A 25359-nucleotide genomic window follows, 5' to 3' on the forward strand; every position below is an offset into this window, starting at 1 on the left:
TCGGGCGTGCCCGGCGGCGAATGGCCGCTCTGCCCCTACACGGACCCGCTGCTGAAGCGCGCACGCGCCGAACGGGCCCGCCGGGTACTCACCCTCGGCTCCATCCGGGCCGACCTCGAAGACCAGCCGTCCGCGCGCGCCGTTCGCACGGCCGCACGCCGCTGGGTCGCCGACCTCCTTGCCCTCGCCGAGGACGTCGCGACGGAGAAGACGGAGAACGCACGTTGACTGCGTACGACCGCGTCATCGACGCGCTGAACGCCCACGGCTGCCGCGGACGCGGCCGCGACTGGCAGTGCCCTGCCCACGAGGACCGCTCACCGTCCCTCTCCATCACCCGCAGCGAGAAGGGGGCCGTACTCCACTGCCACGCCGGGTGCGCCACCGAGGACGTCGTAGCGGCCCTCCAGCTCGCCATGCCGGACCTGTTCGATCAGCCGCTCGACCGGGCAGTCAAGCCGACCGTCGTCGCCCAGTACCCGTACGTCGACGAGCACGGCGAACTCCTGATGACCGTGAAGCGGCTGGAGCCCGGCTACGACGGCCAGCGCAAAACGTTCCGCCAGTACGCCCCCGACGGCAAGGCCAGCGTCCGGGGCGTCCGAAGGATCCTCTACCGACTCCCCGAGGTCCTCGCGGCTGCGCAGGCCGGCGGCCCCGTGTTCGTGGTCGAGGGCGAGAAGGACGCCGACAACCTTGCCGCCACCGGCGCCACCGCAACCTGCAACGTCGGAGGCGCGGGAAAGTGGTCCGACGACTACGTGCACGCTTTCAAAGGGGCCTCCGAGGTCATCGTCATCCGGGACCGCGACGAGCCCGGCGCCAAGCACGCGGCGGCCGTCGCAGCGTCGCTTCAGCGGGCCGGGATCCCCGTGCGCGTGCTGGAACCCGCCAAGGGCAAAGACGTCTCCGACCACCTGGCCGCCGGCCTCGGGTACGCAGACCTCATCGATACGACCGCCGCCCCGGCCGACCCGCCAGAGGAACCTACTGAGGAGCCGGAGGCCGCCGACCGGTTCCCGTCCCTCGACTGGCATGCCGCGTTCGCCACCGACTTCTCCCGCATCGACTGGCTTCCCGGCCGGTTCATGGAACGCGGCCAACAGGTCGCCCTCGTCGGCGACGGCAAGGTCGGCAAGACGCTCTTTGCCCACGACTGGCTCTGGCGGGCCGTCACCGGCCGCTCGTTTCTCGGCGATGAGCGACGGCCGCCGCTCCGCGTCACGTACTTCGACCGCGAGAACGGCCTCCGCGACATCATCACCCGCATGCTCGCACTCGGCGCCCGCCCTGAAGAGCTGGACGGCTGCTTCGACTACCGGATGTTCCCGAAGTTCAGCGGGGGCCTCGACGCCGCACAGATTGCCGCGGCCGAACTCCTCCGCATCGTGCAGGAGACAAAGCCCGACGTCGTCGTCCTCGACACCGTGTCCCGGTTCATCAGCGGCAAGGAGAACGACTCCGACACCTGGTTGCAGCTCTACGGCCGCGTACACGCCCCACTGAAGGACTGGGGGGTCGCCTGTACCCGACTGGACCACATGGGCAAGGACAGCGAGCGGGGCAGCCGCGGAAGCAGCGCCAAATCCCAAGACGTCGACCACGTCTGGGAGATGACCCGGCTGACCGAGACCAGCACGACCGAGGACGCCGTCGAGACCGTCGTCACCCAGATCAAGTTCAAGCGGACCCACACCCGCACCGGCCTCGGCAGCGACCTCATGAACATCACCCGGCGCGGCCGGAAGAGCGCGTCAGGCATGTGGCTGCCAGGCCAGACCCGCCACGAACTCACCGACGGCGGCGCAGTCCGGCAGCAGGACATGGTGATTCAGAGCTACGTGGACCACCTCCTGACCGCCGGCGTTCCCGGGGGCCTCGGCCGCGACGCACTCAAAAGGTGGGCGGACCAGCGCCAGATCAGCCTGCCCGGTGGAAGCAGCCCAATGGCCGAGGTGGTGAAGCGCGTCAAGGCCGCCCGGCAAGAGTCCGAGTTGTCCTAAAAAAGCTGCCCCCTTCCGAATCGACTCCCGCACCTGTCCTGGGCCTGTCCTCACCTGTCCCTCGAATTACGAAAACAGCAGGTCAGGCCCGTCCCCTCGCCTGTCCCCACCTGCACTCCCGCCGATCCTGGCACCTGTCCTCTCCCCCTCTCTCCCTAGGGAGAGGACAGGGGACAGCCCGGTACCGCAGACCCCAGGAGCATCCCGTGAGCGACCTCGCCCAACGCCTCGAACAACTCACCCAAGACGCCCACGCACTCTGGCAAGCCGGAGCTACCCAACACGACGTCCTCGTCCACGTCGCCGCTGGCCTCGGCGGCTGGACCCGCACCGACGAAGACCACCTGGAACTCCTCGCCGCCCTCGACCTCACCCGACAGCAGATCCACGACAACACCCCCGCCTGACGGCGCGCCGACCCGGTTCGACCCACCCTCGTGCGCACCCGCGCGCGTCCCCTCTCGGAGGACTCATGAAGCTCGCCCTGGCTCAGCTCGAATGGAACGACCGCGTGATCACGCAGGCCCGCAAGCTCGGGTGGCAGGCCTACCTTCAGGTCGGCGTGAACTCCCGCCCCGGTGACCCGTCGCTGATCCTCACCAACGGGCCGCGCGTGCTCCTGGTGTGGCTGCGGACCGGCCGCCGTCGCGGAGACCGTCAGCCGCCCGTGGAGCGCTTCCCCGACGGCATGGAGACCGCCTGCTGGTGGCCGGAGGACTGGCCGCGGGTGCTCGGCGCCCTGGCTGGCGGGCAGGTCTCCGGTGTCGGCGCCTGACGGGCCGCGGGTCCTGCCCGACGGGTCGGTCGTCGTACCGGCCCGGCTCACGTCCACCGTGTTCGCGGCCACGGCCCTGTACCTGTCGGCCCGTACGCGGACCTCGGGCGGTGCGCTGACCCCCGAGGCCCGCGACCTCCTGCGAGCCCTCGACGCGGGCGCCCAGGGCCCCACCCCCTCACCTGCAACTTCCTCTGAAGGAAGCGTGATCGGCGACTCAGCCACGCTCGGGGCGAGTGAGGTTGCACGGGTGCTCGGCTGCTCCAGACGCTGGGCTACCTATCTCCTGGGGTCCGGTCGGCTCAGCGCCTGGCGGGTCGGCCGGACGTGGGTGACAACACAGCGCGACCTCGACCGCTACCGCTACCGCTACCGCTACCGCTACGGCGAGGAGACGCACGATGACCGAACAGAGGACCCAGGATCAGCGCCCGCGGCCTGACCTGCTGGCCGCGATCCACGCGGATCAGACCCGCAGGCAGCAGGCCGCCGACGAGGCCGCCGCACCCGAGCGCGAGCGGTTCACCGCCGGCCTCGCCCGCGACGCGGCCCTGTTCGGTACCCCCGGCTGGAGCCGCCTCAGCGAGGCACGCCAGGCGCGGGTCGCCCGCTACGAGGCCGAGCGCGCCGAGCAGGGGGCGGCGTGATGACCCCCGACGAGGCCCGTGAGGGCCTGGACACCGCCCGTACCGAGGCCGAGCAGGCCGCCGAGGTCGTCGAGGCCCTGGCCGAGCGTGTACGCGAGGGCGACGAGGACGTCACCGGGGAGCAGATCCTCGCGCAACGTCAGCTCGCCGAGCTCGCCGGCCTCCGCGTCGAGGCCGCGGAGCGCAAGCTCGCCGCCGCCGTGGGCGCGGACCGGGACGCTCGCGCGAAGGCCATCGGTGCCGCCGCCCGCAAGCTGATCTCTACGGACGACACGCAGCCCGTCATCGACGCTGTACGGGACGCTGTGGCCGCGCTGGAGAACCTGCTTGCCGTCACCGCCACCCGCACCGCCCGGATTCACGAGGTGGCCGAGCAGGCCGTCCGGATCAATGACGAGCTGAAGAGCGTGGCAAGGGCCGCGGTTGAGGCCGAGGGCCAGGCCGAGCTGGCACAGGGCCGGGGCGTCCCGGTCCGTACGACTGCCGAGCAGGCGTGGCCGTCGGGTGCCTACGGCTTCCGCGCGCAGACCTTCCCCGCCCACGTCGCAGTCATGGGTGAGGGCACCGCTACAGCCGTCCGGCCCGGCCGCATGGCCGCCACCATCCTGGCGCTGGCCCTGAACGGTGACCGGTCCCTGATCGCTGAGGCCCGCGAGGTGTTCAATGCCCCGCTCGCGGCCGTCATCGAGCGGCTGAAGACCGAGGTGCCGGGCCTTGATGAGGCGCTGCTGGACAGGTGAGCGGTCAGATCCAGACCGACCACACGCTGGCTGCGGTCCCAGCGGCGAGCCCGAGGATGGTCAGCACGATCGACGCCGTATTGTCTGCCGCCTGCTCCAAGATAGCGAGGCGCGTCACCTGACGCAGGCGGTACACGTCCTCCCAAGTAGACGTCGTCGGCAGGGTTTGATCACACAGATCCTGCTTGGCTTCCGGCGTGAGCTCGCTCCGGTTGATGATGTGGATGCCCCGAAAACGCCATTGCAGATCCCGGAACTCACGCTTCAGGTGATGCACGCCGCGGATGACTCCAGCCCCGGCGACCGCACCGGCCGCGATCGCCAACACTGCGTTGCTGGTCTTGACGCCGGCGAACGCCCCGGCGACCGCAGGTGCCAGCACGACCAATGCCACCCCAGCCGCGATCATGGTTCTGTCCCTCATTGGCGGAACCTATCCAGAGCGCAGTCGTATTGGAAAGGTCGAGCGCCCAGGGAGGAGCAGTTACCGCAGGGCGGCGACCGCCCCTACGATCAGCGCCCGCGCGTCGGCCCCGTACACCGCCATCTGCTGGAGCCCGGCGAACGCCTTCTCGTAGAGGGCGATCTCGCTTGGCTGGGTGACCGTGACACGGGCTGAAAGCAGCTCGACGGACACGAGAGTGTCGTCGTACATGTGGAACGTCTCCAGCGGCCACTGGGCGCGCTGCGGGATGCCCATGGGGATGATGCCGAGGCTGACGGCCGGCATGGCGCCCACGGTCATCAGGTAACCGAGCTGGGCAGCCATGGCCTCGGCGTCGGCGAGCTGGTGGCGGAGCGCGGACTCCTCGACGAGGAGGACGTATCGGCGGCCGGGCTCGCGCAGGATCTGGTTGCGCTGCATGCGTGCGGCAACGGCCTCGGCGACGTCGTTGGGGATCTCCCGGAACTCGCTGATAGCGGTGAGCAGCCCTGTTGCGTACCCCTCGGTCTGCACGAAGTGCGGGAGGAGCGTCGCGGAGTAGACGCGGAACAAGCGGGTGGACCGGAACAGGGGGACGTAGCTGTGCTGTAGCTGCTTCAGGCCGCTGCGGGCCCGGCGCCGCCACTCGGTGTAGAGCGACTCGGCGTTCTGCGACTGGGCGATGATGTCCCGCGCCTGGCCGGCCGCGTTGCAGGCCTCACACCAACGGCGGATGTCGTCCGGGGTCGGTGGCGTGCGGGCGTTCTCGATGCGGGACGACTTGGAGTGCGTCCAGCCGCAGCGGTTGCCCAGCTCACTGCCGCTGAGACCCGCCTCCGCGCGCAGCTCACGCAGGCGGTGAGCCACGCTGCGGCGGGCCGCCTGCGCCGCGGATGACGGGGATACGGACATGAGCTGGGCTCCGCCTACCTGATCTCGAAACTGTCGTGCGGGATCGCGCGGGCCCAGACGGTCTCGAAGGCCTCCGCGCACAGCTTCGCCGCGGCCAGGTCTTCGCTCATCTCGCCGCCGGCTGACGCCCCGTCCCCGGTGAAGTGGTTCCAGCGGATGAGGCGCCCGTCGATGAGCCAGAAGTCGTTGCCGGGCAGGGCGATGTCACTGGCTCGCCGCCGAGGTAGCCAGCGCACGTCTTCTCCGGCGGAGATGTTCGTGAACGTCCCGTCGTACAGAAACTGGGTGTACTCGCTGACGGGCTCCGAGACGATACGGGCCCGTCGCACGGTGACACCGCGGGCGACGGTGGCCGAGATGAGGTCGAGCCAGGGTCGCCACCACGCCGCCGGGTCGGCTGGGTCGTGGCGGTGGCCTGCTCGCCAGTCCGCGAACGGGCCGGTCTCGTAGTCGACCGCGTACGCGTCGCGAGTCTCCAGGTGGACGACTGAGTGCTCGGCGGAGCCGAGGAGGTCGGGCCAGCTAGGGACGTTCAAGGGCATCGCAGGCCTCCCTGATCATGTGCACCATGCGCGCGGGGATCCGCACCACGGCTTCCCCCTCGGGAATGCCGGCCCCGTGGCCAGGGAGTTCCAGGGCAGCGCACTCGGCCTCCAGCTCAGGACTGGGCTTCCACCCCTGGAACACGAGCTCCTTGTGTTCCTTGTCGACCCACACGGTAGGGCTCTCGCCGTCGCTGCTGTTCGGGTCGATGCCCACGAAATCTAGCGCCATGGTGTCCTCCGTTGCTCGGGTTGTGCACGGATGAACACCACAGTCATGGCCGCAGGTTGAGTGGTCAAGAGGACGTCTTCAACGTCGTCCGAATCGGGCCTGACCGTGAACATCGGTGCACATTCGTGGCGACCGTGCGGCGCCCCTCGTCACGCTCTGAACACCATCCGCTGACGACGGTAGGGAGCCCCCGGCATGGCCACCCCGCGCGACGCGAACGAACACCTTCCCCACCCCCTCCTGTACCGGCCGGTTCGGGACATCGCGTCCGGCAGGCGGGGCGTCCTCATGGCGGTCGTCCACGAGGAAGTGGGCTATGGCCGCTGGCAGGACATCGCCTACATCCGGCCGCCTCGCGGGGGCCGGGAGACGACCACGGCCGTCGCGAACATCGAGGCGTGGGCGTGACAACCGACGAGGTCACCTGGCAGCGGCGCGACGTCCCGCCCCCGGAACCGTGCTCGTGCGGCGCCGAGCCCCTGCCACTCGGCGGCCCAGAGGGCGGAGCCCTGGTTCACGCCCCGGGCTGCCCTCACGGCGGCCGCCACGGGATCACCTGATCCCCACCCCTCTGTCCCTGCCTCAACGCCTCTGTCGGGCGCCCGGGGCGGGCCCCTCGCACCATCGGAACTCACCACCGAGGAGCACCTGATGACCGCTGCATGCGGTACTGGCCCGCAGAAGCCGCCTCCGCCCGGAGCGCTGGCCCTCAGGCCGACCAACCCGCGCGCCCTGCTCAGCGACGCCGACTTCAACGCGGCGATGCATACCGTCCTGGACAACAACCCCGGGATGGAGCCTGACATTGCCAGTCGCATCGTGGTGGACGCGCTCGCGTTCCTGGCCACCGCAGCCGCCAGTACAGAGCCCCTCGTGCCGTCGCGGGTCGTCGATGAGGGCTGGCATGCGCTCATCCTGCACACCCCGCTCTACGCCGACCTATGCGCCCGGTTGGGTGGCTTCGTCCATCACATCCCGGAACGCCCGGACCCCGGTCGGCGGTCCCACGGCGACATCGAGCGGACCATCGCCGCGATCGAGGCGGCCGGCTACACCCTCGACCGGGACCTGTGGTGATCACCACCGAGTACGTGACATCGACGACCGACGTCGTCGTCTGTGAAGCCTGCTGGGTCGAACTGGTCGAAGCCGTCCGCACCACAGAACACAGCCACGTACGGGACCTGCTGTGCATCCCCTGCGCCGAGGCCGGCTACCCGACCCGCGTCGACCTGTTCCCCCCGCTCGGAATCTACGGACTCAACGGAAGGAAGCTGAAGATGGGTAAGCACGGATCTGGAAGCCCGAAGATGCCGCCGAACCCCGGCCCTGCGCTGCCGTCACCGCCGCCCACGCCGACCCCCGGCCGCCCGCCGGTATAGCCCCCAGCTGCTGAACCCCTGGCCGTCCGTGGTCACGGCGGAACACGGCCGGGCCGGGCAACACTGGGCCCCCGACGCGATTCCTGCGCGTCGGGGGCCCAGTGTGCAACCAGTTGCAGAAGGGTGGGTCAGTGTCCGCAGAAGGGCTTCATCCACCAGCCGCAGGCCTCGCAGTACTCCGCGCGCAGGCAGGTCAACAGGCGCTGGATCATCGTTCGTTCACCTCCGCCCGGACCGGGTAGATGATCGTCAACCCCTCCCCCGGCCCCCTCTCGATGCGGTCGACTTCGACGCGCTCATCTGCGTAAACGTCGCCGAGAGGGGCCTCCGGTGGTGGCGGGGGAGTGGCGGACGAATCGGACAGCCACCACACGGCCACCAGCCACGCGACGGGCACGGCGTAGATGAACTGCGGGGCCCGGCCGAGGAGCAGCCCGTAGAAGACGGCACCCCCAAGGGGCGCGGCGATCCGGACCACCAGAGCGCCGAGGGTGGGCACGTCGAACCAGCGGGCGGGGGACTCCAGCAGCCGGCCGTTGCCGACCGCGAGACGGTGTTGAAGCACAGCCAGGCGGGACGGGCGGGGGCCGGTCACAGCAGGCCGGCCACGGCGTCTCCGGCGGCCGAGACGACCGGCGAGAGGACGTACCCGGCCACGCCCGCGACACCGGAGGCCAGGCCGAGGCTGATCCCGGAGATGATCGCGCGCACGATCATCCAGTTGAAGCCCCGCCGCTTCGTCCACACCGCGATCAGGACCACGGTGGCGATGATGACGACGGCGTGCCCGCCGGGGCTGAGAACGAGGTTCGAGGAGCGGGTGACGTCCGGGGTGTCGCCGCCGACTCCGTACTCCAGGACCGCGTCACCGATGGCGGAGGAGCCCCACAGGGACCAGTCGGCGCCCGCGCCGAGCAGGCCGCCGGCGGACAGGATGAGGAGCATCCCGTACAGCCAGACGAGGAGGAACGGGAGGAGCTTCAGGAGGTGCTTCGGCTTGCCGGCCTGCTTGGCGCCGGGCCACCAGCGGGTGATCTCCCAGCCGAGGAGGGAAAGGCCGACGGTCACGCCGCCGAGCGAGACGATCCCGTACGTGGGGAAGTTCATGAGGGTCCTCAGAGGAGGGCCGCGCCGAGCGCGGCGAGCAGCAGAATGAGGGCGCACGTCCCGAGGGCGGGGAGTGCGTACAGGCCGCGGGCGCGGGACGGGCCCGCGAGGCAGAGCCCCGCGAACCCGCCGGCGGCCGCCGCGGCGAAGAGCACAGCGAGCAGCACGAGACGCGCCAGTCAGCCGGTGGCGCAGGGGTAGCACTCGGCGAAGGCGTCGGCCTGCGCCGCGAGTGCGTCGGCTGCGGCGCGGAGTGCGCCCCACCAGCGACGGGCTGTCTCGTCGTCGGTGATCTGGTGCGACGGCCGTGCGTCAATCACGGCCTGAGCTGCGACGCTTGCCTGGCGCACCGCTTCCTCGGCGTGCGCCAGCTTCTCCGCCCGCAGCGCAGCGCGCGCCGTGGCGATGTCGTCGGGCTGGGCGAGGTCGCGGAGCACGGTGTCCTTCGAGACCCCAACCTCCTTGGCGATCTCGCGAGAGGATGCGCCGCCCTGCGCCAGCTGGCGCACCCTGACGCGCCGCTCTGCGACAGCCGTGGGAGTCGTCACCACGCACCTCCCGCGCGGAGCACGGCCAGGCGCAGCGCCAGTCGGCGGAGCTCGGCCGCCTGCTCGACGAGGACCGTGGCGAGGCCTTCGAGGCCGGGCGGGTCGAGGGTGACGTCCGGCACGTGCAGCTCGACGTGGACGCTCGCGGGTACCGGGGTCTCGCCGTACGGGAACGCGACGAGCTCGGCGCGCAGGGCGATCCCGTCGCCGTAGCGGACGACGTGCTCGGGCCCGGTGTGGTGGACGTCGCCGAAGACGTCCGGCGGGCCGGCGTGGCCGGTGCACCAGGACGGTTCAGGGATCGTGACGGGGCCGTGGTCGAGGGTGGGCACGGTGACCGTGCGGGCCGCGGTCATCGGCCGGCCTCGGCGTCGTACGCGTCGAGGAGGTGCCGGAGCGCGATCTCCAGACGGACGGCTGCGCCGAGCATGGCCCGGTCGTCGTAGATGTTGGCGGCCTGCTGCTCGGCGAGGGTCTCGCGGGCCGCTTCGAGTGCGACGTCGAGGGAGGGCGTCCAGCCGGAGGCCTGCGGGGTGTGCAGCGGGTCGAAGGGCGTGCTGTTCATCGGTCACCGCCTGCGGCCTGGCGGAGCTCGGCGGCGTACTGGCTGCGGGTGGTGCCCTTCTCGACGGCGGGCGCGTGGGCGAGGAGGAGCTCCTCGGCACGGGTGGCCCGGGCGGTGCCGTAGCCGTGGCGCCGGGCGGCGAAGGTGAGGGCGAGGGCCTCGCGGAGGCTGGCCCGCATGGGGTGCTGGGGTCGCTCGGCGGTGAGGCGTGCGGCGATCTGCTGGAGCAGGGCGCGGGTGTCCGCGTCCGGCTGGCGTGTACGGTCCTGCATGGGTTCGGTCTCCTTGATGCGAAGGTCCGGATCAAGGCCCTGGGTCGGTGTTTGCGTCACCGCCCGGGGCCGCCCCGTCTCACACGCGTCTCACAGACGGTGAGGACGGGGGTGGATCACAGACCTCTGATCAGGCAACCCATGGACGCAGTGGACGCTGCGGGACCGGCCTGGATAGCCGGTATGCTCCCTCCACGTGACTGCCAAGCCCCGCATCCCCAATGTCCTGGCCGGCCGCTACGCCTCCGCGGAGCTCGCCGTCCTGTGGTCCCCCGAGTACAAGGTGACGCTGGAGCGGCGGCTGTGGCTCGCCGTGCTGCGCGCCCAGAAGGACCTCGGTATCGAGGTCCCGGACGAGGCCCTCGCCGACTACGAGCGCGTCCTCGACACCGTCGACCTCGCCTCCATCGCCGAGCGCGAGAAGGTCACCCGGCACGACGTGAAGGCCCGCATCGAGGAGTTCAACGCCCTCGCCGGTCACGAGCACGTCCACAAGGGCATGACCTCCCGTGACCTGACCGAGAACGTCGAGCAGCTGCAGATCCGGCTCTCGCTGGAGCTCGCCCGGGACCGCACGGTCGCCGTCCTCGCCCGCCTCGGCAAGCTGGCCGGCGAGCACGCCGAGCTGGTCATGGCCGGTCGCTCCCACAACGTGGCCGCGCAGGCCACCACCCTGGGCAAGCGCTTCGCGACCGCGGCCGACGAGCTGCTGGTGGCGTACGCCCGCCTTGAGGACCTGCTGGGCCGCTACCCGCTGCGCGGGATCAAGGGCCCGGTCGGCACCGCCCAGGACATGCTCGACCTGCTGGGCGGCGACGCCGCCAAGCTGGCCGACCTGGAGCAGCGGATCGCCGCCCACCTCGGCTTCGCCCAGGCCTTCACCTCGGTCGGCCAGGTCTACCCGCGCTCGCTCGACTACGACGTGGTCACCGCGCTGGTGCAGCTGGCCGCCGCCCCGTCGTCGATCGCCAAGACCATCCGCCTGATGGCCGGCCACGAGCTGGTGACCGAGGGCTTCAAGCCCGGCCAGGTCGGTTCCTCGGCTATGCCGCACAAGATGAACACCCGCTCCTGCGAGCGTGTGAACGGCCTGATGGTCATCCTGCGCGGCTACGCCTCGATGACCGGCGAGCTGGCCGGCGACCAGTGGAACGAGGGCGACGTCTCCTGCTCCGTGGTCCGCCGCGTGGCCCTGCCGGACGCCTTCTTCGCCTTCGACGGCCTGCTGGAGACCTTCCTGACGGTCCTCGACGAGTTCGGCGCCTTCCCGGCGGTCGTCGCCCGCGAGCTGGACCGCTACCTGCCCTTCCTCGCGACCACCAAGGTCCTGATGGGCGCGGTGCGGGCCGGCGTGGGCCGCGAGGCCGCCCACGAGGTCATCAAGGAGCACGCGGTGGCTTCCGCGCTCGCCATGCGCGAGCAGGGCGCCGAACGCAACGAGCTGCTGGACAAGCTGGCCGCCGACGAGCGGATGCCGCTGGACCGGGCCCAGCTCGACGCCCTGATGGCCGACAAGCTGTCGTTCACGGGCGCCGCGGGCGACCAGGTCGCGGTGGTGGTCTCCCGTATCGAGGCGATCGCCAAGCAGCACCCGGAGGCCGCCGGGTACGCGCCGGGGTCGATCCTCTGACCCCCGACGAGCTGAACGCCGCCCGCGACCGCGTCCTCCCGGACGTGGTCGCGGGCGGTCTGCGTGTGCTCTTCTGCGGAATCAACCCCGGACTCCTCTCCGCCGCGACGGGCCACCACTTCGCCCGCCCCGGCAACCGGTTCTGGCCGGTCCTGCACCTCTCGGGCTTCACCCCGCGCCGCCTCGCCCCCGCCGAGCAGGAAGAGCTGCTGACCTACCGTCTCGGCATCACCAACGTCGTGGCCCGGGCCACGGCCCGCGCCGACGAGCTGAGCGCCGAGGAATTCCGCGAGGGGGGCCGCATCCTGACGGCCAAGGTGGAACTGCTGCGCCCTCAGTGGCTGGCGGTCGTCGGCGTCACGGCCTACCGCACCGCCTTCGGCGAGAAGAAGGCACAGATCGGCCCCCAGGAGCGGACCATCGGCTCCACCCGCGTCTGGGCCCTCCCCAACCCGAGCGGTCTCAACGCCCACTGGACCGCCGAGTCCATGGCCCAGGAGTACGCCCGCCTGCGCACGGCCGCCGAGGCGGACGAGGACCGGCCGGGGCCGACGCGGCCTACCGGCCAACAGAATCTCTAGGGCGGGTCGGTGACCGTGACCCCTGCCATCAGCTGGTAGGGGTCCTCGTCGGCCCACTGCGCCACGTAGGCCACCAGCCAGTGGGCGCCGACGCGCCACAGGTGCACGTGGTCGGTGCTGTGGCCCAGCTCGTCCCACGGCTGCGGTATCTCCTCCCCGGCGAATCCGCGGTCTCTCAGCGTCCCCAGGCTGAAGACCTGCGGTTCCCCCCACCGGTCGGCCGCGGCCTGGGCGAGCGCCCCGTACTCGGCGCCGATCTGGTCGGCTGCCTCGATCCGGCCCGAACCGTCGTCGTCCCAGAAGCCCCGCGTCCGGGCGAGCTGGACCAGGTGGAATCCCGGGCCGCTGCTGTTTCCTCCGGTCCGGACCGGCTCGGGCGGGAACTCCCTCGCCCGGAGCCGGTCGATCGTGTCGAGGTGCTCTGCCGTGGTCATACCGTCAGTATCCCGAGGGCCACTGACAACTGGCCCGGCGTCACGCGTCCCGGCGGCGCACCGCCAGCCAGCCCCCCAGCACCGCGGTCAGCGCCCACAGCGCCAGCACTCCGAGCCCGGCCCACGGACCGAAGTCGCCGTACTGCTGGCTGCGCATCATCGCCTGTCCGGCCCGGTCCGGCATGAACTGCCCCACCCCGGTCGCCGCCGCGCCCACGATGAAGGACACCATGACGACGAAGGGTATGAGAATGCTCAGCACGGCCACCCCGCTGCGCAGCACCGCCGTGAGTCCGGCCGCGAACAGCGTCATGAGCGTCAGGTAGAGACCGCAACCGACAACGGCCCGCACGGTGCCGGGGTCGCCCAGCTCAAGGGCGTCGGGGCCCATGAACGACTGTCCGGCCACGAAGGTCAGCAATCCCGCGAGCTGACCGGCCACGAGGGCGAGCGCGCCCAGCATCGAGATCTTCGACAAGTAGAACCGCGTACGGTCGGGCACAGCGGTGAGGCTGGTGCGCAGGGCTCCGTTGTGGAACTCGGCGGAGAAGGCGGTGGCCCCGAAGGCGATGGCCGCTATCTGGCCGAAGTTGATTCCGTAGAAGGCCGCGAGGAGCGGGTCGTCCCCCATGCTGCCCTCCCCGGCCCGGCCCAGGGCCGCTGCCACCAGCGCCTGGATGCCCACGGTGAGGACGAGGACGGATATCAGCGACCAGAAGGTGCCCCGGAGAGACCTGATCTTGATCCATTCCGAGTGCAGTACGGGGGTTGTGGGCAGTGCGGCGCTCATGGGGAGCCTCCAGAGGGTAGGGGAGCGGGCGGACGGTCAGTGGGCCGCGCTGAACTGCGCGTGATCGGCGGTGAGGTCGAGGTAGGCCTGCTCCAGCGAGGCGCGTTCGTCGGACAGTTCCAGCAGGGGAACCCCCTCACGGGCGGCCAGGCCGCCGAGCTGCCCGGCCCGTATGCCTTCGACGCTCCATCGCCCGTCGTCCGCGGCCACCAGCTCGAAGCCGTCCCGGGCCAGTGCGGCCCGCAGCCGGACCGGGTCGGAGGTCCGCAGGCGCGCTCTCGGGGTGCTGCGGGCGTCGATGAACGCCTCCATCGAGCTGTCGGCCAGGAGCTTGCCCTTGCCGAGCACGACCAGGTGGTCGGCCAGCGCCGACGTCTCCGACATCAGATGGCTGGAGACCAGGACGGCGCGTCCTTCGGCGGCGAGGGAGCGCATCAGCTCGCGGATCCAGATGATGCCCTCGGGGTCGAGGCCGTTGGTGGGCTCGTCCAGCAGGAGCACTCCGGGGTCGCCGATGAGAGCGGCGGCGATACCGAGGCGCTGGCGCATGCCGAGCGAGAAGGACTTGACCCGCCGCTTCGCGACGGAGGCCATGCCGGTCTGCTCCAGGACCTCGTCCACCCGGCGCATCGGGATCCGGCCGGCCGCGGCGAGCAGGCGGAGGTGGTCGTGGGCGGTGCGGCCGCCGTGGGCCGCGTGGGCGTCGAGGAGGGCCCCCACCCGGTGCAGCGGGTCCGTCAGGTCCCGGTAGGGCAGGCCGCCGATCGTGGCCGTGCCGGATGTGGGCCGGTCCAGACCCAGGAGCAGGCGCATCGTGGTGGACTTCCCCGCGCCGTTGGGGCCCAGGAAACCGGTCACCCGCCCTGGCAGGACATCGAAGGTGAGGCCGTCTACCGCACGGTGGGTGCCGTATCGCTTGGTGAGTTCTCGGATCTCGATGCTGTTCATGGCTCAAGACTCGCCGCCGGCCCCGCCCCCGTCCCTCCCCCATGCGAGGGTGTCGTCTCCCCCACGTGGGGGAGACGGCCGCGAACAGGGCGCTGCCACCATGGAGTCATGAACCGACTGCTGCGCGCCCCGTTCCAACCGGTGACCTATTCACGCTGGTTGCACCTCTGCGTGCCGCTGCTTCTGCTGGCGGTATGGATGTTCGTCATGCCCCGGTGGCCCTGGGTGCCGCTGCTGCTCGTCCTGCCGTTCGGGCTGGTGCCCTGGGTGCGACTGGCGGAAGGTCTTCAGGCACAGTTCCTGCTCACACCGCACGACCGCGGCTCCTCCGACAGCGCCATAAGCCTCGCTCCGTCGGCCCACTGGGGGGACCGCTGGCGAACCGTGCTGTGGCTGGAGACGCGGATGGTCATCGCGGTAGGTGCGTTCGGCGCCACGGTCTGGCTGTCGGCGATGGCCGTGGAGCTCGTCGCGATAGCCATCGGACATCCCCTGGGTCCGGACGACTTCCTGCCGTTCGTGCCCGGGCGGTGGGCCGCCGCACTGCTCGTGCCCGTGCCGCTGGTCGTCCTCATCGCCATCGTGGCCGTGCTCGGCGAGTTGATCACCGCGGCCGCCACCCGCCTGCTCAGCCCGTCCGCCGCCGAACGGCTGACCGCACTGGAGGCACGCACGGAGCAGCTGCTGGAGCGCACCCGCATCGCGCGGGAACTGCACGACTCCATCGGGCACGCGCTCACCGTGGCCGTCGTACAGGCGGGTGCGGCGCGCGCCGCGGGTGATCCCGCCTTCACCGACCGGGCACTGTGTGCGATCGAGGAGACGGGCCGGGCCGCGCTGGAGGATCTGGAACGGGTGCTGGGGGTGCTGCGGGAGTCGGGGCAGCCGCCGTCACAGTGGCCGACGCTGGCGGAGGCCGACCGGCTCCTGGAGTCGGCCCGGGCCTCCGGCTCCGCGGTGGACGCGCAACTGACCGGACCGCTGGAGAAGTTGCCGGAACCGGTCACCCGGGAGGGTTACCGGATCCTGCAGGAGGCACTGACCAACGTACTGCGTCATTGCGGCCCGGTGCCGGTGCGCATTCGGGTGGAGATGGCCGCGGGCCGGCTGGACCTGGAGGTGACGAACCCGCTGCCGGAACGCCCCGGGGTCACGGTCGGCGGCGGCAGTGGCCTGCGCGGGATCCGGGAACGGGCCGCGCTGCTCGGCGGAGAGGCCGAAACCGGGCTGTACGACGGCGGTTGGAGAGTGCGCGCCCGGCTGCCGCTGGAGCGAATACGCTGACCGGATGCCGGTTACCGTACTGCTCGTCGACGACGAACCCCTGGTGCGTGCGGGTCTGCGCGCCGTCCTGGATGCCCAGCCCGACATCGAGGTGGTGGGTGAGGCGGCCGACGGGGCCTCCGTGATCCCGCTGGTCCGGCAGTTGCGGCCGGATGTGGTGGCGATGGACGTGCGGATGCCGCTCCTCGACGGGATCGAGGCGACCCGTGCGGTACTGCGGACGGTGGACTCCCCGCCGAAGATCCTCGTGGTGACCACCTTCGAGAACGACGAGTACGTCTACCAGGCGCTGCGGGCGGGAGCGGACGGCTTCCTGCTGAAGCGGGCCAGGCCTTCGGAGATCGTGCACGCGGTACGGCTGGTGGCGGAGGGCGAGACGCTGCTCTTCCCGGCGGCCGTGCGGGCCCTGGCCGCAGAGTACGGGAACCGGCAGGCCCGGGCGGCGCTGGAGCGGGCCGCCCTGACCGAGCGGGAGGAGGCGGTCCTGCGGCTGATGGCGCGGGGGCTCACCAACGTGGAGATCGCCTCCGAGCTGATCATCGGCACGGAGACGGTCAAGTCCCACGTCAGCGCGATCCTGGCGAAGCTGGGGGCGCGGGACCGGACGCAGGCGGTGATCACGGCGTACGAGTCGGGGTTCGTCTCTCCCGCATGAGGGAAGGTCTGCTTCCGGCCGATGGGGGGCTGCTTCTCGCCGACGCAGCGGGCGGGCAGTACGATCCGGCTGACAAGCTCGCTACCTGGGAGGACACACGTTGGGGCAGCTGACCGGCGGGGACCCCTCTCTGCTCCGGCGGATCAATTCCGCCGTGGTGCTGCGCGCACTGCGGACGGCCGGATCGCCGACCCTCACCGACCTCACACGGCTGACGGGGCTCTCCCGGCCGACCGTCGAGGGTGTCGTGGAGGGGCTGATCGGGACCGGGCTCGTCGTCGAGGCGGACGCGGAGGAGGGCGCGCGGCGGCAGGGCCGCCCGGCCAGGCGGTTCCGCTTCCGGACCGAGGCGGGGCACCTGCTGGGCATCGAGATCGGCTCGCACCGGATCGCGGTGCTGCTGTCCGGGCTGGACGGACGCGTCGTCGGTGCCGGTACCAAGGACGTCGCGGAGACGGCGTCCGCCGATGAGCGGCTGGAGCGGGTACGTGCGGCCGTCGCCGATCTGCTGCGCCGCGCCGGCGTGCCACGGGACTCGCTGCGGGCGGTAGGTGTCGGCAGCCCCGGGATCGTGGAGGCGGACGGCACGGTCCGCCTCGGCACCGCGCTGCCCGGCTGGACCGGACTGCCGCTCGGTGAACGGCTGCGGCGCTCTTTCCGCTGCCCGGTCCAGGTCGAGAACGACGCCAATGCGGCAGCGGTCGCCGAGCACTGGAAGGGCGCCGCGCGGGACACCGGCGACATGGTGTTCGTGATGGCCGGGCTCAGCCCCGGCGCCGGCTCGCTGATCGGCGGCAGGCTGCACCGGGGCTTCGGCGGGGCGGCCGGCGAGATCGGCGCCCTGCACCTGCTGGGCCGTGAGGTCACGCCCGAGCGGCTGCTGTCGACCACCGGTGAGCCGCTGCATCCGCTGGACGAGGCTGCCGTCGCCGAGGTCTTCGCGATGGCCAAGCGGGGCGACGAGCGGGCGGTGGCCGCCGTGGAAAGGTTCCTGCAGCGGCTGGTGCACGACGTGGCGGCGCTGGTCCTGGCGATGGATCCGGAGCTGGTGGTCGTCGGCGGCTGGGCGGCCGGTCTGGACGGGGTCCTGGAGCCCCTCCGCCAGGAGCTGGAGCGCTACTGCCTGCGCCCGCCGAGGGTGGCCCAGTCCATGCTCGGCGAGGCCGCGGTGGCGACCGGCGCCCTCCGGCTCGCGCTGGACCACGTCGAGGAGGAGCTCTTCGCGGTGGAGAAGACGGTCACGGCCCGCCGCTGACCCCGCCCCGCGCCCTCCCGTCCACGCGGCTGCGGCCGGGCCCCAGCCACTGCTGGGGCCCGGCCGCAGCCGGGTCCGCGTGCTCGGAAGGATCGGGGACCGAAGCCGCCCCGGGCGGCGTCAGGAGGCGACGCGCGGCTCGTGGGTGATCTCGACGTTGCCCGAGTCACCGAAGGTGAGGCGGCAGGTGTCCGCGCGGTAGGTGGCCACCGAGACCGCCGCCGTGCCCGCGGTGGTGAAGTAGCGCGTGGTGACCAGGAGCACCGGGGCGCCGGGCAGGCGGTCCAGTTCCTTGGCGTCGTCGGCGCGGGCCGAGCCGAGCTCCACCGAGCGGTCCTGGCCGTCGAGCACCAGCCGCTGCAGTTCGCGCAGGACGGCGCGGGCGCGGGCCGGTCCGGCCGGGGCCTCGATGGCGGGGAGTCCGGGCACGGACGCGGCGGGGACGTAGAGCAGTTCGGCGGCGACGGCCTGGCCGTGGGTGACCCGGGTCCGGCGCACCGTGTGCACCGGCTGGTCGGCGGCGAAGGCGCCCCCGGTACCCAGGAGTTTCAGCACCGCGGCCGTCGGCAGGGTCTCGGCCGCGTCGACCGGCTCCCAGCCGTCGCCGCTCTCGCCGGGCCAACTGTGCTGCGCGCTGCCCACGGCGACACCGACACGCGGCGGGGCGACGGTGGTACCCACACCGCGGCGGCGCTGCAGCCGGCCTTCGAGCTCCAGCTGCTCCAGCGCCTGACGCAGCGTCGCGCGGGCGACACCGAAACGGGCCGCGAGCTCACGCTCGTTGGGCAGCACCTCGCCGACGGCGAAGTCCTGGTCGAGCGCCTCGCTGAGGACGGTCTTGAGGTGCCAGTACTTCGGCTCCGGTGCCGTTTCGAGCTGCGTGGTCCCCACCCTGACTCCTCCTGCCATCGCTGCACTCGCCGTGTGTTCCAGCGGCAGTTCCGCGCCCTTGTTTATTAAAGGTTCCTGCACTATCCCTGCGACGATAGGACGGCACACCCCCTTGGTCAAGACCAATGCTCATACCTTTGCCGGGCAGAACGGGCATACGTATCAAGCCGTTCATAGGATGTTCTCGTAGGCGCGGAAGGCTTGTAGTCAAGGGCTACCGGACGGTAATCATGGCGGTAGGCACTACTGACATCCTGTCTCGCACGCGTCCAACCGACGAGGAGCAGCATGACCGCCACGGTCTCCTTCACGATCGATTCGCCGCTCGGCCCCCGCCCCACCACCGTCGCCTACGAGCGCAAAGGCGCCGGCGAACCGCTCCTCCTGCTGCACGGCATCGGCCATCACCTCCAGGCCTGGCACCCGGTGATCGACATCCTGGCCGCCGAGCACGACGTGATCGCCGTCGACCTGCCCGGCTTCGGCGCCTCGGAGCCCCTTCCCAAGGGCGTTCCGTACTCCCTGGGGACCGTGGCTCCGGCCCTCGGGGCGCTCTGCACGGCCCTCGGAGTCGAGCGCCCGCACGTCGCGGGCAATTCGCTCGGCGGTCTGCTCGCCCTCGAAATGGGCCGGAGCAACCTCGTCCGCTCCGTCACCGCCCTCTCCCCCGCCGGGTTCTGGACCGAGGCCGAGCGCCGCTACGCCTTCGCCACCCTCCTCGCGATGCGCGCCGGCGCCAAGGCGCTGCCCCTGCCCGCCGTACGACGGCTCTCGCGCACCGCGGCCGGCCGCGCCGCGCTCACCGGCACCATCTACGCCCGCCCGTCCCGCCGTCCGGCCGAGGCGGTCGTCGCCGAGACCCTCGCCCTGCGCGATGCCACCGGCTTCGAGGACACCCTGGCCGCGGGCGGCTCCGTACGGTTCACCGACGACGTGCCCGGCCTGCCGGTCACCATCGCCTGGGGCACCCGTGACCGGCTGCTGCTGCGCCGCCAGGGCATCCGCGCCAAGCACACCGTCCCCGGCGCCCGGCTGGTCCGGCTCCCGGGCTGCGGCCACGTCCCGATGAACGACGATCCGGCGCTCGTGTCCCGAGTGGTGCTGGACACGGCCCGCAGCGTGCGGCTCGTGGCCGCCTGAAGGGCCACCCACCCGGGCGGACGGACCATGCGGACGGACCGGGCGGACCGCGCGGACGGACCGTGCAGGCCGGACGGACCGGGCGAGCCGGGCGGGCCGGATCCCGGACCGACCGATTCGGCCGAGTTGGCCGAATCGGCCGAATCGGCCAAACACCTGAACAGATGAACGAATGAGCGGCTGACGGCTGTTCATCCGCGGTTCGCGTGGGAGACGCGGCCGGGCCGGTGTGCGACGGCACGCTGGTCCGACCCGTCCTCGCCGGCCCCAGGAGACGTACCGATGGCATCGATCCCGCACACCCGACGGTCCCTCATCGGCGGTTCCCTCGCCCTGTCCTCCGCGCTGATCGCCGCCCCGGCGCTCGCCGTCCCCGCCTTCGCCCGCTCCGGCCGGCCGAGCGCGCTCTGGGGCGTCCAGTCCGGCGAGATCACCGCCCACTCGGCCACCGTGTGGACCCGCTCCGACCGTCTGGCGCGGATGTACGTCGAGACCTCCCCGAGCGAGGCGTTCCGCTACGCCGTACGCCGCCACCGCGGCCCGCTGCTCGGCCCGTCGAGCGATTTCACCGGAACCACCGTGCTGCGCGATCTGCCGCCCGGCCGGCAGATCCACTACCGGGTCGTCCTGACCGACCCCGACGACCCCCGCCGCAGCTCCGCGCCGGTCCACGGCACCTTCCGCACCACCCCCGTCTCCCGCCGCCACGACGTGCGCTTCCTGTGGTCCGGCGACCTGGCGGGCCAGGGCTGGGGCATCAACCCCGATCTCGGCGGCTACCACGTCTTCGAGGAGATGCGGCTGCGCAACCCCGACTTCTTCCTCTTCAGCGGGGACACGATCTACGCCGACGGGCCGATCAAGGCCACCGCACCGCTGCGCGACGGCAGCCTCTGGCGCAACGTCACCACCGAGGAGAAGGCGAAGGTCGCCGAGACGCTCGCCGAGTTCCGCGGGAACTTCCGCTACAACCTGCTCGATCGCAATCTGCTCGGCTTCAACGCCCAGGTCCCGGTCCTCGCCCAGTGGGACGACCACGAGGTACGCAACAACTGGTACCCCGGCCAGCTCATCGACGACCCCCGCTACACCGTCAAGGAGGCCGACACCCTCGCCGCCCGCGCCCGCCAGGCCTTCGGCGAGTACTTCCCCGTCACCGACCTGCGCGGAGGCCGCACCGAGGGCCGGATGTACCGGGTGATGCGGTACGGCCCGCTGCTCGACGTCTTCGTGCTCGACATGCGCACCTACCGGAACGCCAACTCCCCCGGCACCCAGACCGAGGACCCCATCGGCATCCTCGGCCCCGAGCAGCTGGCCTGGATCAAGCGCGAGCTGTCCCGCTCCCGCGCCACCTGGAAGGTCATCGCCGCCGACATGCCCCTGGGCATCGTCGTCCCCGACGGGGCCGCGAACTTCGAAGCCGTCGCCCAGGGCGACCCGGGCGCTCCGCTGGGCCGCGAGCTCCAGATCGCCGAACTCCTGCGGCACATCAAGCACCAGCGCATCACGGGTACCGTCTGGGTCACGGCCGACGTCCACTACACCGCCGCGAACCACTACGCGCCCGAGCGGGCGGCCTTCGCCGACTTCGCGCCGTTCTGGGAGTTCGTGTCCGGTCCGATCGGTGCCGGCGGCTTCCCGGCCGGGCGGCTCGATGCCACCTTCGGCCCGGAGACGGCCTATGTGCAGTCGGCCCCCTTCGCCAACATGTCACCGTCCGAGAACCCTCCGTACTACGGCGAGGTCGACATCGACGGCGGCAGCGGGGAGCTCACCGTCCGCCTGCGCCGTCAGGGAGGGGACGTACTCTTCACCCGGACGCTCCAGCCCGGGCGCGTGGGCCAGTAACGCCCGGGAGCATCCAGATGCCTCCGACTGCCCCCGGAAGTCTCCACAGCCCCCGGAACCACCGGCCCCTCCGGCCTCCGATCCGGAAATGGCCCCGAAAACTGGGTGAAATCGGCCAGATGGACACTTAACCAGTCGGTCACAGATCGTTCGTGATCACGCAACACCCCTGCGCCACAGTGGTGTGCATGACTGACCGTAACCCCGCCTCCGCCCACCGTTCCCACCGTCACCACTGGCGCCGCGACGTCGTCGAACTCGCCGCAATGTTCTGCGCCGTCGCGGTGGCCGACGCCATCGCCAATCTCGTCGCGCACGGCCCGAGGGGCCCGGTCCTGCTCGTGGCCTCGGCCGTCGTGCTCCTGGTGACGGCGGCCTTCCACACGTGGTGGGCACGGCGCCACAGCCATGCGCCCCCGCCGCGGAGCACAGCCCCCACCGATCCGGAGCCGCTCCCGTCGACGAGCCCCGGCGCGACCTCGACAGCAACGGCAACCGCGACCGCCAGCAGCACCGCCCTCTGGCGGATGCGCACGACCGTACGGGACGAGCCGGGCTCCCTGGCCGCCCTCTGCACCGCCCTCGCCCGCAACCGCGTCGACATCCTGACCCTCCAGACGCACCCGCTCCCCGAGGGCGGCACGGTCGACGAGTTCCTGCTGCGCGCCCCGCAGGAGCTGCCCTCCGCCGACCTCGCCCGGGCGATCTCCCGGGCCGGCGGCCACAGCACCTGGATCGAGCGCGCCGACGCCCACGACCTGGTCGACACCCCGACGCGGGTCCTCGGTCTCGCCACCCGCACCGCCCTGGACGCCGCCGAGCTGCCCCTCGCCCTGCGCCAGCTGCTCGGCCGCTGCACGATCCACTCGATCCCGGCGACCACCCTCTCCGGCCGCCCCAACGCCGGCGCGGACGCCCCGGTCGAGGGGGTCCTGGAGGCCACGGTCATGCGGCTGCGCGACCCCTCCGGCGGTGCCATCACCGTGGAGCGGCCCTACCTTCCCTTCACGCCGACCGAGTTCGCCCGGGCCCGCGCCCTCGTCGAGCTCGACGCCCGGCTCGGCCCCCGCGTCCCGCGCAGCCAGGACGTACTGACCCTGCCCGAGGGCAACGAGATCACCGTGCGCCGCGCCGACGGCTCCGACCTGCCGGCGGCCCGCGCCATGCACGACCGCTGCTCCGAGCGCACCCTCTCGCTGCGCTACCACGGCCCCGTCCACGACGCCGACCGCTACCTCGGCCACCTGCTGAGCCCCCGCTTCGGCCGCACTCTCGCCGCGACCACCGCCTCCGGGAAGCTCGTCGCCCTCGGCCACCTGCTGTGGGACGGCGACGAGACCGAGGTCGCCCTGCTCATCGAGGACGACTGGCAGCGCCGCGGCATCGGTTCCGAGCTGCTGCGCCGGCTCATCGCGATGGCCGTCGAGGCCGGATGCGACAGCGTGTACGCCGTCACCCAGGCCTCCAACACCGGCATGGTCGCCGCCATGCGCGGCCTCGGCCTCCCCCTCGACTACCAGATCGAGGAGGGCACCCTGGTGATCACGGCCCGGCTGGACGCGACCCCGGTCAGCTCCCGGCTGCCCTACGAACTTCCCTACGAGCACCCCCGCGAGCTCCCGCACGAGCGCCCGCACGAGCAGTCGGCTCCGCGCCGCCGCCCGTGACGATCCGCCCGGACCGGGGCCCTGCCCGGGCGCCGGCTCCGGCGGAATCCGGCCAAGCTACGCGCGCCACGCCCCCGGCGGTCTACGCCCCGGGGGCGTGAAGTCGCTTGTCCGGCAAGGTGGTTGAAGATTTCTCGCACGCATTGCCGACCCTGCTCCGGCCCACGTCAGCAGTCCGACGGCAATCGGTGATGACGGGAACCCGTCCCGCATACGAAGATGTCCGCATGTCAGAGACCCTCCACAACGGCAGTGCACCGCGGCTGCCTCGCCAGGTGGCCGACGCGTACGTCGACGACCTCATCGCCCTCGACCCGATCACGGGCACCTACCTCGGTGTCGCCGCGAGTTCGAGCAAGCTCCCGGACTTCTCCCCGGCGGGCCGTGCGGCCGTAGCCGAGCTCATCCGCGAGACCCTCACGCGCCTCGACGCCGCCGAGTCTGCGCCCGGCGCCGACAGCGACGCCGAACGCCGCTGCGCCCGGCTGCTGCGCGAGCGCCTCACCGCCGAGCTCGCCGTACTCGAGGCCGACGAGGACCTGTGCGCGGTCAGCAACATCCACAGCCCCGCGCACTCCGTCCGTGAGATCTTCTCGCTGACCCCCGCCGACACCGACGAGGACTGGTCGGCGATCGCCGAGCGCCTGCGCGCCGTACCCGCCGCCTTCGACGGCTACCGCGAGAGCCTCGGACTCGGCCTGGAGCGCGGCCTGTACGGTGGCCCCCGCGCCACCACGACCATGATCGGCCAGCTCACGACCTGGGTCGGCCAGGACGGCTCCGAAGCGCCCTTCTTCGAGGGCTTCGTCTCCGCCGGTCCGGACTCCCTGCGCGCCGAACTGGACGCCGCGGCCGCCGGCGCGAGCGCCGCCGTCGTCGAACTGCGCGACTGGATGAGCTCGGTGTACGCCCCGGCCGTCGAGGGCAGGCCCGACACCGTGGGCCGCGAGCGCTACGCCCGCTGGGCCCGTTTCTTCAACGGCACCGACCTGGACCTGGAAGAGGCCTACGCCTACGGCTGGTCGGAGTACCACCGGCTGCTGGCCGAGATGAAGTCCGAGGCCGCCAAGATCCTCCCGGGCGCCGGCCCCTGGGAGGCGCTCAAGCACCTGGACCAGCACGGCACCCACATCGAGGGTGTGGACGAGGTCCAGGCCTGGCTGCAGGGCCTGATGGACGAGGCCATCGAGAACCTCGACGGCACGCACTTCGAACTCGCCGAGCGCGTCCGCGAGGTGGAGTCCCGCATCGCCCCGCCGGGCGGCCCCGCGGCCCCGTACTACACGTCCCCCTCCGAGGACTTCTCCCGCCCGGGCCGCACCTGGCTGCCCACGATGGGCCTGACCCGCTTCCCCGTGTACGACCTGGTGTCCACCTGGTACCACGAGGGCGTGCCGGGCCACCACCTGCAGCTCGCGCAGTGGACGCACGTGGCGGACCGGCTCTCGCGCTACCAGGCCACCGTCGGCATGGTCAGCGCCAACGCCGAGGGCTGGGCGCTGTACGCGGAGCGGCTGATGGACGAGCTGGGCTACCTCAAGGACGCCGAGCAGCGCCTGGGTTACCTGGACTGCCAGATGATGCGCGCGGCGCGGGTCATCGTGGACATCGGCATGCACGTGGGCCTGGAGATCCCGGCGGACTCGCCGTTCCACCCGGGCGAGAAGTGGACGGTGGACCTGGCGCAGGAGTTCTTCGGCCTGCACAGCGGCCGGCCGGCGGACTTCGTCGAGAGCGAGCTGACCCGCTACCTGTCGATGCCGGGACAGGCGATCGGCTACAAGCTGGGTGAGCGCGCCTGGCTCCTGGGCCGGGACAACGCGCGTGCCGCGCACGGCGATTCCTTCGACCTGAAGGCCTGGCACATGGCGGCGCTGTCGCAGGGCTCGCCGGGACTGGACGACCTGGTGGACGAGCTGTCGAAGCTCTGACAGCCCGGCCCGGCCCCGGCTCAGCCCAGCTCAGCCCGGCCCGGCCTCGCCGGCGGCGAACGACGGACGGGCCGCTCATCCCCGGGGGGATGGGCGGCCCGTCCGCGTGGGCCCGGCACAGGCACTCGGCCCCGTACCGGCCCTCGGCCCCGT

34 protein-coding genes are annotated in these 25359 nt (G+C 71.8%); 19 read left to right on the forward strand and 15 right to left on the reverse strand.

Annotation, left to right across the window (positions count from 1 at the left end; translation table 11 throughout):
- The first annotated feature begins 6 nt into the window (after positions 1–6).
- From ACFY0D_RS29690 to ACFY0D_RS29720, 7 genes are all read left to right on the forward strand, one after another.
- Positions 7–228 (forward strand): hypothetical protein, encoded by a 222-nt coding sequence (locus ACFY0D_RS29690; RefSeq protein WP_390801094.1) that lies wholly within the window; start codon positions 7–9, stop codon positions 226–228.
- Complete coding sequence (locus ACFY0D_RS29695; RefSeq protein ID WP_390801095.1) at positions 225–2003, forward strand: AAA family ATPase; 1779 nt, start codon at positions 225–227, stop codon at positions 2001–2003. The genes ACFY0D_RS29690 and ACFY0D_RS29695 overlap by 4 nt, the downstream gene beginning before the upstream one ends.
- Positions 2004–2209: 206 nt before the next feature.
- On the forward strand, positions 2210–2410 hold the full coding sequence (locus ACFY0D_RS29700) for a hypothetical protein (protein WP_390801096.1): 201 nt from the start codon (positions 2210–2212) through the stop codon (positions 2408–2410).
- A 65-nt stretch (positions 2411–2475) separates the two neighbouring features.
- Entirely contained in the window at positions 2476–2778 is a 303-nt protein-coding gene (locus ACFY0D_RS29705) for a hypothetical protein (RefSeq protein ID WP_390801097.1), read from the forward strand.
- A complete protein-coding gene (locus ACFY0D_RS29710; protein ID WP_390801098.1) occupies positions 2765–3220 on the forward strand; it encodes a helix-turn-helix domain-containing protein in 456 nt (151 codons plus the stop codon). The genes ACFY0D_RS29705 and ACFY0D_RS29710 overlap by 14 nt, the downstream gene beginning before the upstream one ends.
- On the forward strand, positions 3180–3425 hold the full coding sequence (locus ACFY0D_RS29715; protein ID WP_390801099.1) for a hypothetical protein: 246 nt from the start codon (positions 3180–3182) through the stop codon (positions 3423–3425). The genes ACFY0D_RS29710 and ACFY0D_RS29715 overlap by 41 nt, the downstream gene beginning before the upstream one ends.
- Positions 3425–4165 carry a hypothetical protein gene (locus tag ACFY0D_RS29720; RefSeq protein WP_390801100.1) on the forward strand — a complete coding sequence of 247 codons (741 nt, stop codon included), beginning with the start codon at positions 3425–3427 and terminating at the stop codon, positions 4163–4165. The genes ACFY0D_RS29715 and ACFY0D_RS29720 overlap by 1 nt, the downstream gene beginning before the upstream one ends.
- 4 nt (positions 4166–4169) lie before the next feature.
- Here the strand turns inward: ACFY0D_RS29720 and ACFY0D_RS29725 are convergent, their stop codons facing one another.
- Genes ACFY0D_RS29725 through ACFY0D_RS29740 form a run of 4 tightly spaced genes read right to left on the reverse strand, consistent with a single transcriptional unit; the run spans position 4170 to position 6275 of the window.
- Positions 4170–4589, reverse strand: coding sequence for a hypothetical protein (locus tag ACFY0D_RS29725; protein WP_390801101.1), 420 nt, complete (start codon positions 4587–4589; stop codon positions 4170–4172).
- Between the two features lie 60 nt (positions 4590–4649).
- On the reverse strand, positions 4650–5501 hold the full coding sequence (locus ACFY0D_RS29730; protein ID WP_390801102.1) for a helix-turn-helix domain-containing protein: 852 nt from the start codon (positions 5499–5501) through the stop codon (positions 4650–4652).
- A 14-nt stretch (positions 5502–5515) separates the two neighbouring features.
- Positions 5516–6043, reverse strand: coding sequence for a DUF6879 family protein (locus ACFY0D_RS29735; protein WP_390801103.1), 528 nt, complete (start codon positions 6041–6043; stop codon positions 5516–5518).
- Complete coding sequence (locus ACFY0D_RS29740; protein WP_390801104.1) at positions 6024–6275, reverse strand: hypothetical protein; 252 nt, start codon at positions 6273–6275, stop codon at positions 6024–6026. Before ACFY0D_RS29740 ends, ACFY0D_RS29735 begins: the two co-directional genes overlap by 20 nt.
- Before the next feature lie 195 nt (positions 6276–6470).
- Between ACFY0D_RS29740 and ACFY0D_RS29745 the strand changes: the two genes are divergently transcribed.
- The 3 genes from ACFY0D_RS29745 (at position 6471) to ACFY0D_RS29755 (ending at position 7657) form a co-directional block, all read left to right on the forward strand.
- Positions 6471–6683 (forward strand): hypothetical protein, encoded by a 213-nt coding sequence (locus ACFY0D_RS29745; RefSeq protein WP_390801105.1) that lies wholly within the window; start codon positions 6471–6473, stop codon positions 6681–6683.
- Between the two features lie 243 nt (positions 6684–6926).
- Positions 6927–7352 carry a hypothetical protein gene (locus ACFY0D_RS29750; RefSeq protein WP_390801106.1) on the forward strand — a complete coding sequence of 142 codons (426 nt, stop codon included), beginning with the start codon at positions 6927–6929 and terminating at the stop codon, positions 7350–7352.
- 14 nt (positions 7353–7366) lie between these two features.
- Complete coding sequence (locus tag ACFY0D_RS29755; protein ID WP_390801107.1) at positions 7367–7657, forward strand: hypothetical protein; 291 nt, start codon at positions 7367–7369, stop codon at positions 7655–7657.
- Between the two features lie 208 nt (positions 7658–7865).
- Here the strand turns inward: ACFY0D_RS29755 and ACFY0D_RS29760 are convergent, their stop codons facing one another.
- The 7 genes from ACFY0D_RS29760 to ACFY0D_RS29790 are packed head-to-tail and all read right to left on the reverse strand — an operon-like array spanning position 7866 to position 10149.
- Positions 7866–8222: a hypothetical protein gene (locus tag ACFY0D_RS29760; protein WP_390801108.1), complete on the reverse strand. Its 357-nt coding sequence runs from the start codon at positions 8220–8222 to the stop codon at positions 7866–7868.
- Positions 8223–8248: 26 nt separating this feature from the next.
- Positions 8249–8764, reverse strand: a complete 516-nt coding sequence (locus ACFY0D_RS29765) for a hypothetical protein (RefSeq protein WP_390801109.1) — start codon at positions 8762–8764, stop codon at positions 8249–8251.
- Between the two features lie 8 nt (positions 8765–8772).
- On the reverse strand, positions 8773–8931 hold the full coding sequence (locus ACFY0D_RS29770; RefSeq protein WP_371588260.1) for a hypothetical protein: 159 nt from the start codon (positions 8929–8931) through the stop codon (positions 8773–8775).
- 12 nt (positions 8932–8943) lie between these two features.
- Entirely contained in the window at positions 8944–9312 is a 369-nt protein-coding gene (locus ACFY0D_RS29775) for a hypothetical protein (RefSeq protein ID WP_390801110.1), read from the reverse strand.
- Positions 9309–9668: a DUF6907 domain-containing protein gene (locus tag ACFY0D_RS29780; RefSeq protein ID WP_390801111.1), complete on the reverse strand. Its 360-nt coding sequence runs from the start codon at positions 9666–9668 to the stop codon at positions 9309–9311. The genes ACFY0D_RS29775 and ACFY0D_RS29780 overlap by 4 nt, the downstream gene beginning before the upstream one ends.
- A complete protein-coding gene (locus ACFY0D_RS29785) occupies positions 9665–9877 on the reverse strand; it encodes a hypothetical protein (protein WP_390801112.1) in 213 nt (70 codons plus the stop codon). Before ACFY0D_RS29785 ends, ACFY0D_RS29780 begins: the two co-directional genes overlap by 4 nt.
- The gene (locus ACFY0D_RS29790) at positions 9874–10149 is read right to left on the reverse strand and encodes a hypothetical protein (RefSeq protein WP_390801113.1); all 276 of its coding nucleotides are present in this window, start codon (positions 10147–10149) and stop codon (positions 9874–9876) included. The genes ACFY0D_RS29785 and ACFY0D_RS29790 overlap by 4 nt, the downstream gene beginning before the upstream one ends.
- 196 nt (positions 10150–10345) lie before the next feature.
- Here ACFY0D_RS29790 and purB point away from each other — a divergent pair, with 196 nt between their 5' ends.
- A complete protein-coding gene (gene purB, locus ACFY0D_RS29795; RefSeq protein ID WP_390801114.1) occupies positions 10346–11779 on the forward strand; it encodes an adenylosuccinate lyase in 1434 nt (477 codons plus the stop codon).
- Positions 11776–12360 (forward strand): G/U mismatch-specific DNA glycosylase, encoded by a 585-nt coding sequence (gene mug / locus ACFY0D_RS29800; protein ID WP_390801172.1) that lies wholly within the window; start codon positions 11776–11778, stop codon positions 12358–12360. Before purB ends, mug begins: the two co-directional genes overlap by 4 nt.
- On the opposite strand, the gene ACFY0D_RS29805 is transcribed toward mug, so the two are convergent.
- The 3 genes from ACFY0D_RS29805 to ACFY0D_RS29815 are packed head-to-tail and all read right to left on the reverse strand — an operon-like array spanning position 12357 to position 14532.
- The gene (locus tag ACFY0D_RS29805) at positions 12357–12794 is read right to left on the reverse strand and encodes a hypothetical protein (RefSeq protein ID WP_390801115.1); all 438 of its coding nucleotides are present in this window, start codon (positions 12792–12794) and stop codon (positions 12357–12359) included. The genes mug and ACFY0D_RS29805 overlap by 4 nt on opposite strands.
- Positions 12795–12834: 40 nt before the next feature.
- Positions 12835–13584 (reverse strand): ABC transporter permease, encoded by a 750-nt coding sequence (locus ACFY0D_RS29810; protein ID WP_390801116.1) that lies wholly within the window; start codon positions 13582–13584, stop codon positions 12835–12837.
- 36 nt (positions 13585–13620) lie between these two features.
- Positions 13621–14532, reverse strand: coding sequence for an ABC transporter ATP-binding protein (locus tag ACFY0D_RS29815; protein ID WP_390801117.1), 912 nt, complete (start codon positions 14530–14532; stop codon positions 13621–13623).
- Positions 14533–14640: 108 nt separating this feature from the next.
- On the opposite strand from ACFY0D_RS29815, the gene ACFY0D_RS29820 reads away from it, so the two are divergent.
- The 3 genes from ACFY0D_RS29820 to ACFY0D_RS29830 all read left to right on the forward strand — a co-directional run bounded on the left by ACFY0D_RS29820 (position 14641) and on the right by ACFY0D_RS29830 (position 17726).
- A complete protein-coding gene (locus tag ACFY0D_RS29820; RefSeq protein WP_390801118.1) occupies positions 14641–15816 on the forward strand; it encodes a sensor histidine kinase in 1176 nt (391 codons plus the stop codon).
- A 4-nt stretch (positions 15817–15820) separates the two neighbouring features.
- Positions 15821–16471, forward strand: a complete 651-nt coding sequence (locus ACFY0D_RS29825; RefSeq protein WP_390801119.1) for a response regulator — start codon at positions 15821–15823, stop codon at positions 16469–16471.
- A 100-nt stretch (positions 16472–16571) separates the two neighbouring features.
- The gene (locus ACFY0D_RS29830; protein ID WP_390801120.1) at positions 16572–17726 is read left to right on the forward strand and encodes an ROK family transcriptional regulator; all 1155 of its coding nucleotides are present in this window, start codon (positions 16572–16574) and stop codon (positions 17724–17726) included.
- Positions 17727–17846: 120 nt separating this feature from the next.
- On the opposite strand, the gene ACFY0D_RS29835 is transcribed toward ACFY0D_RS29830, so the two are convergent.
- Positions 17847–18617, reverse strand: a complete 771-nt coding sequence (locus ACFY0D_RS29835) for a GntR family transcriptional regulator (RefSeq protein WP_390801121.1) — start codon at positions 18615–18617, stop codon at positions 17847–17849.
- Between the two features lie 288 nt (positions 18618–18905).
- Here ACFY0D_RS29835 and ACFY0D_RS29840 point away from each other — a divergent pair, with 288 nt between their 5' ends.
- From ACFY0D_RS29840 to ACFY0D_RS29855, 4 genes are all read left to right on the forward strand, one after another.
- Positions 18906–19757 (forward strand): alpha/beta fold hydrolase, encoded by an 852-nt coding sequence (locus ACFY0D_RS29840; RefSeq protein ID WP_373040071.1) that lies wholly within the window; start codon positions 18906–18908, stop codon positions 19755–19757.
- Positions 19758–20039: 282 nt separating this feature from the next.
- On the forward strand, positions 20040–21608 hold the full coding sequence (locus ACFY0D_RS29845) for an alkaline phosphatase D family protein (protein ID WP_390801122.1): 1569 nt from the start codon (positions 20040–20042) through the stop codon (positions 21606–21608).
- Positions 21609–21796: 188 nt separating this feature from the next.
- A complete protein-coding gene (locus ACFY0D_RS29850; protein WP_390801123.1) occupies positions 21797–23275 on the forward strand; it encodes a GNAT family N-acetyltransferase in 1479 nt (492 codons plus the stop codon).
- Positions 23276–23502: 227 nt separating this feature from the next.
- A complete protein-coding gene (locus tag ACFY0D_RS29855) occupies positions 23503–25206 on the forward strand; it encodes a DUF885 domain-containing protein (protein ID WP_390801124.1) in 1704 nt (567 codons plus the stop codon).
- Positions 25207–25359 lie beyond the last annotated feature (153 nt).

Origin of the sequence: Streptomyces sp. NPDC001502 (assembly GCF_042894785.1) — a bacterium.
Lineage (GTDB): Bacteria > Actinomycetota > Actinomycetes > Streptomycetales > Streptomycetaceae > Streptomyces > Streptomyces kutzneri.

Bases quoted from the DNA above. Each gene is read 5' to 3' on its own strand.
- ACFY0D_RS29705 (WP_390801097.1), top strand. From the start codon at position 2,476: ATGAAGCTCGCCCTGGCTCAGCTCGAATGGAACGACCGCGTGATCACG.
- ACFY0D_RS29715 (WP_390801099.1), top strand. From the start codon at position 3,180: ATGACCGAACAGAGGACCCAGGATCAGCGCCCGCGGCCTGACCTGCTG.
- ACFY0D_RS29720 (WP_390801100.1), top strand. From the start codon at position 3,425: ATGACCCCCGACGAGGCCCGTGAGGGCCTGGACACCGCCCGTACCGAG.
- ACFY0D_RS29725 (WP_390801101.1), bottom strand. From the start codon at position 4,589: ATGAGGGACAGAACCATGATCGCGGCTGGGGTGGCATTGGTCGTGCTG.
- ACFY0D_RS29730 (WP_390801102.1), bottom strand. From the start codon at position 5,501: ATGTCCGTATCCCCGTCATCCGCGGCGCAGGCGGCCCGCCGCAGCGTG.
- ACFY0D_RS29735 (WP_390801103.1), bottom strand. From the start codon at position 6,043: ATGCCCTTGAACGTCCCTAGCTGGCCCGACCTCCTCGGCTCCGCCGAG.
- ACFY0D_RS29740 (WP_390801104.1), bottom strand. From the start codon at position 6,275: ATGGCGCTAGATTTCGTGGGCATCGACCCGAACAGCAGCGACGGCGAG.
- ACFY0D_RS29745 (WP_390801105.1), top strand. From the start codon at position 6,471: ATGGCCACCCCGCGCGACGCGAACGAACACCTTCCCCACCCCCTCCTG.
- ACFY0D_RS29750 (WP_390801106.1), top strand. From the start codon at position 6,927: ATGACCGCTGCATGCGGTACTGGCCCGCAGAAGCCGCCTCCGCCCGGA.
- ACFY0D_RS29765 (WP_390801109.1), bottom strand. From the start codon at position 8,764: ATGAACTTCCCCACGTACGGGATCGTCTCGCTCGGCGGCGTGACCGTC.
- ACFY0D_RS29780 (WP_390801111.1), bottom strand. From the start codon at position 9,668: ATGACCGCGGCCCGCACGGTCACCGTGCCCACCCTCGACCACGGCCCC.
- ACFY0D_RS29785 (WP_390801112.1), bottom strand. From the start codon at position 9,877: ATGAACAGCACGCCCTTCGACCCGCTGCACACCCCGCAGGCCTCCGGC.
- ACFY0D_RS29790 (WP_390801113.1), bottom strand. From the start codon at position 10,149: ATGCAGGACCGTACACGCCAGCCGGACGCGGACACCCGCGCCCTGCTC.
- ACFY0D_RS29805 (WP_390801115.1), bottom strand. From the start codon at position 12,794: ATGACCACGGCAGAGCACCTCGACACGATCGACCGGCTCCGGGCGAGG.
- ACFY0D_RS29810 (WP_390801116.1), bottom strand. From the start codon at position 13,584: ATGAGCGCCGCACTGCCCACAACCCCCGTACTGCACTCGGAATGGATC.
- ACFY0D_RS29815 (WP_390801117.1), bottom strand. From the start codon at position 14,532: ATGAACAGCATCGAGATCCGAGAACTCACCAAGCGATACGGCACCCAC.
- ACFY0D_RS29820 (WP_390801118.1), top strand. From the start codon at position 14,641: ATGAACCGACTGCTGCGCGCCCCGTTCCAACCGGTGACCTATTCACGC.
- ACFY0D_RS29825 (WP_390801119.1), top strand. From the start codon at position 15,821: ATGCCGGTTACCGTACTGCTCGTCGACGACGAACCCCTGGTGCGTGCG.
- ACFY0D_RS29840 (WP_373040071.1), top strand. From the start codon at position 18,906: ATGACCGCCACGGTCTCCTTCACGATCGATTCGCCGCTCGGCCCCCGC.
- ACFY0D_RS29845 (WP_390801122.1), top strand. From the start codon at position 20,040: ATGGCATCGATCCCGCACACCCGACGGTCCCTCATCGGCGGTTCCCTC.
- ACFY0D_RS29850 (WP_390801123.1), top strand. From the start codon at position 21,797: ATGACTGACCGTAACCCCGCCTCCGCCCACCGTTCCCACCGTCACCAC.
- ACFY0D_RS29855 (WP_390801124.1), top strand. From the start codon at position 23,503: ATGTCAGAGACCCTCCACAACGGCAGTGCACCGCGGCTGCCTCGCCAG.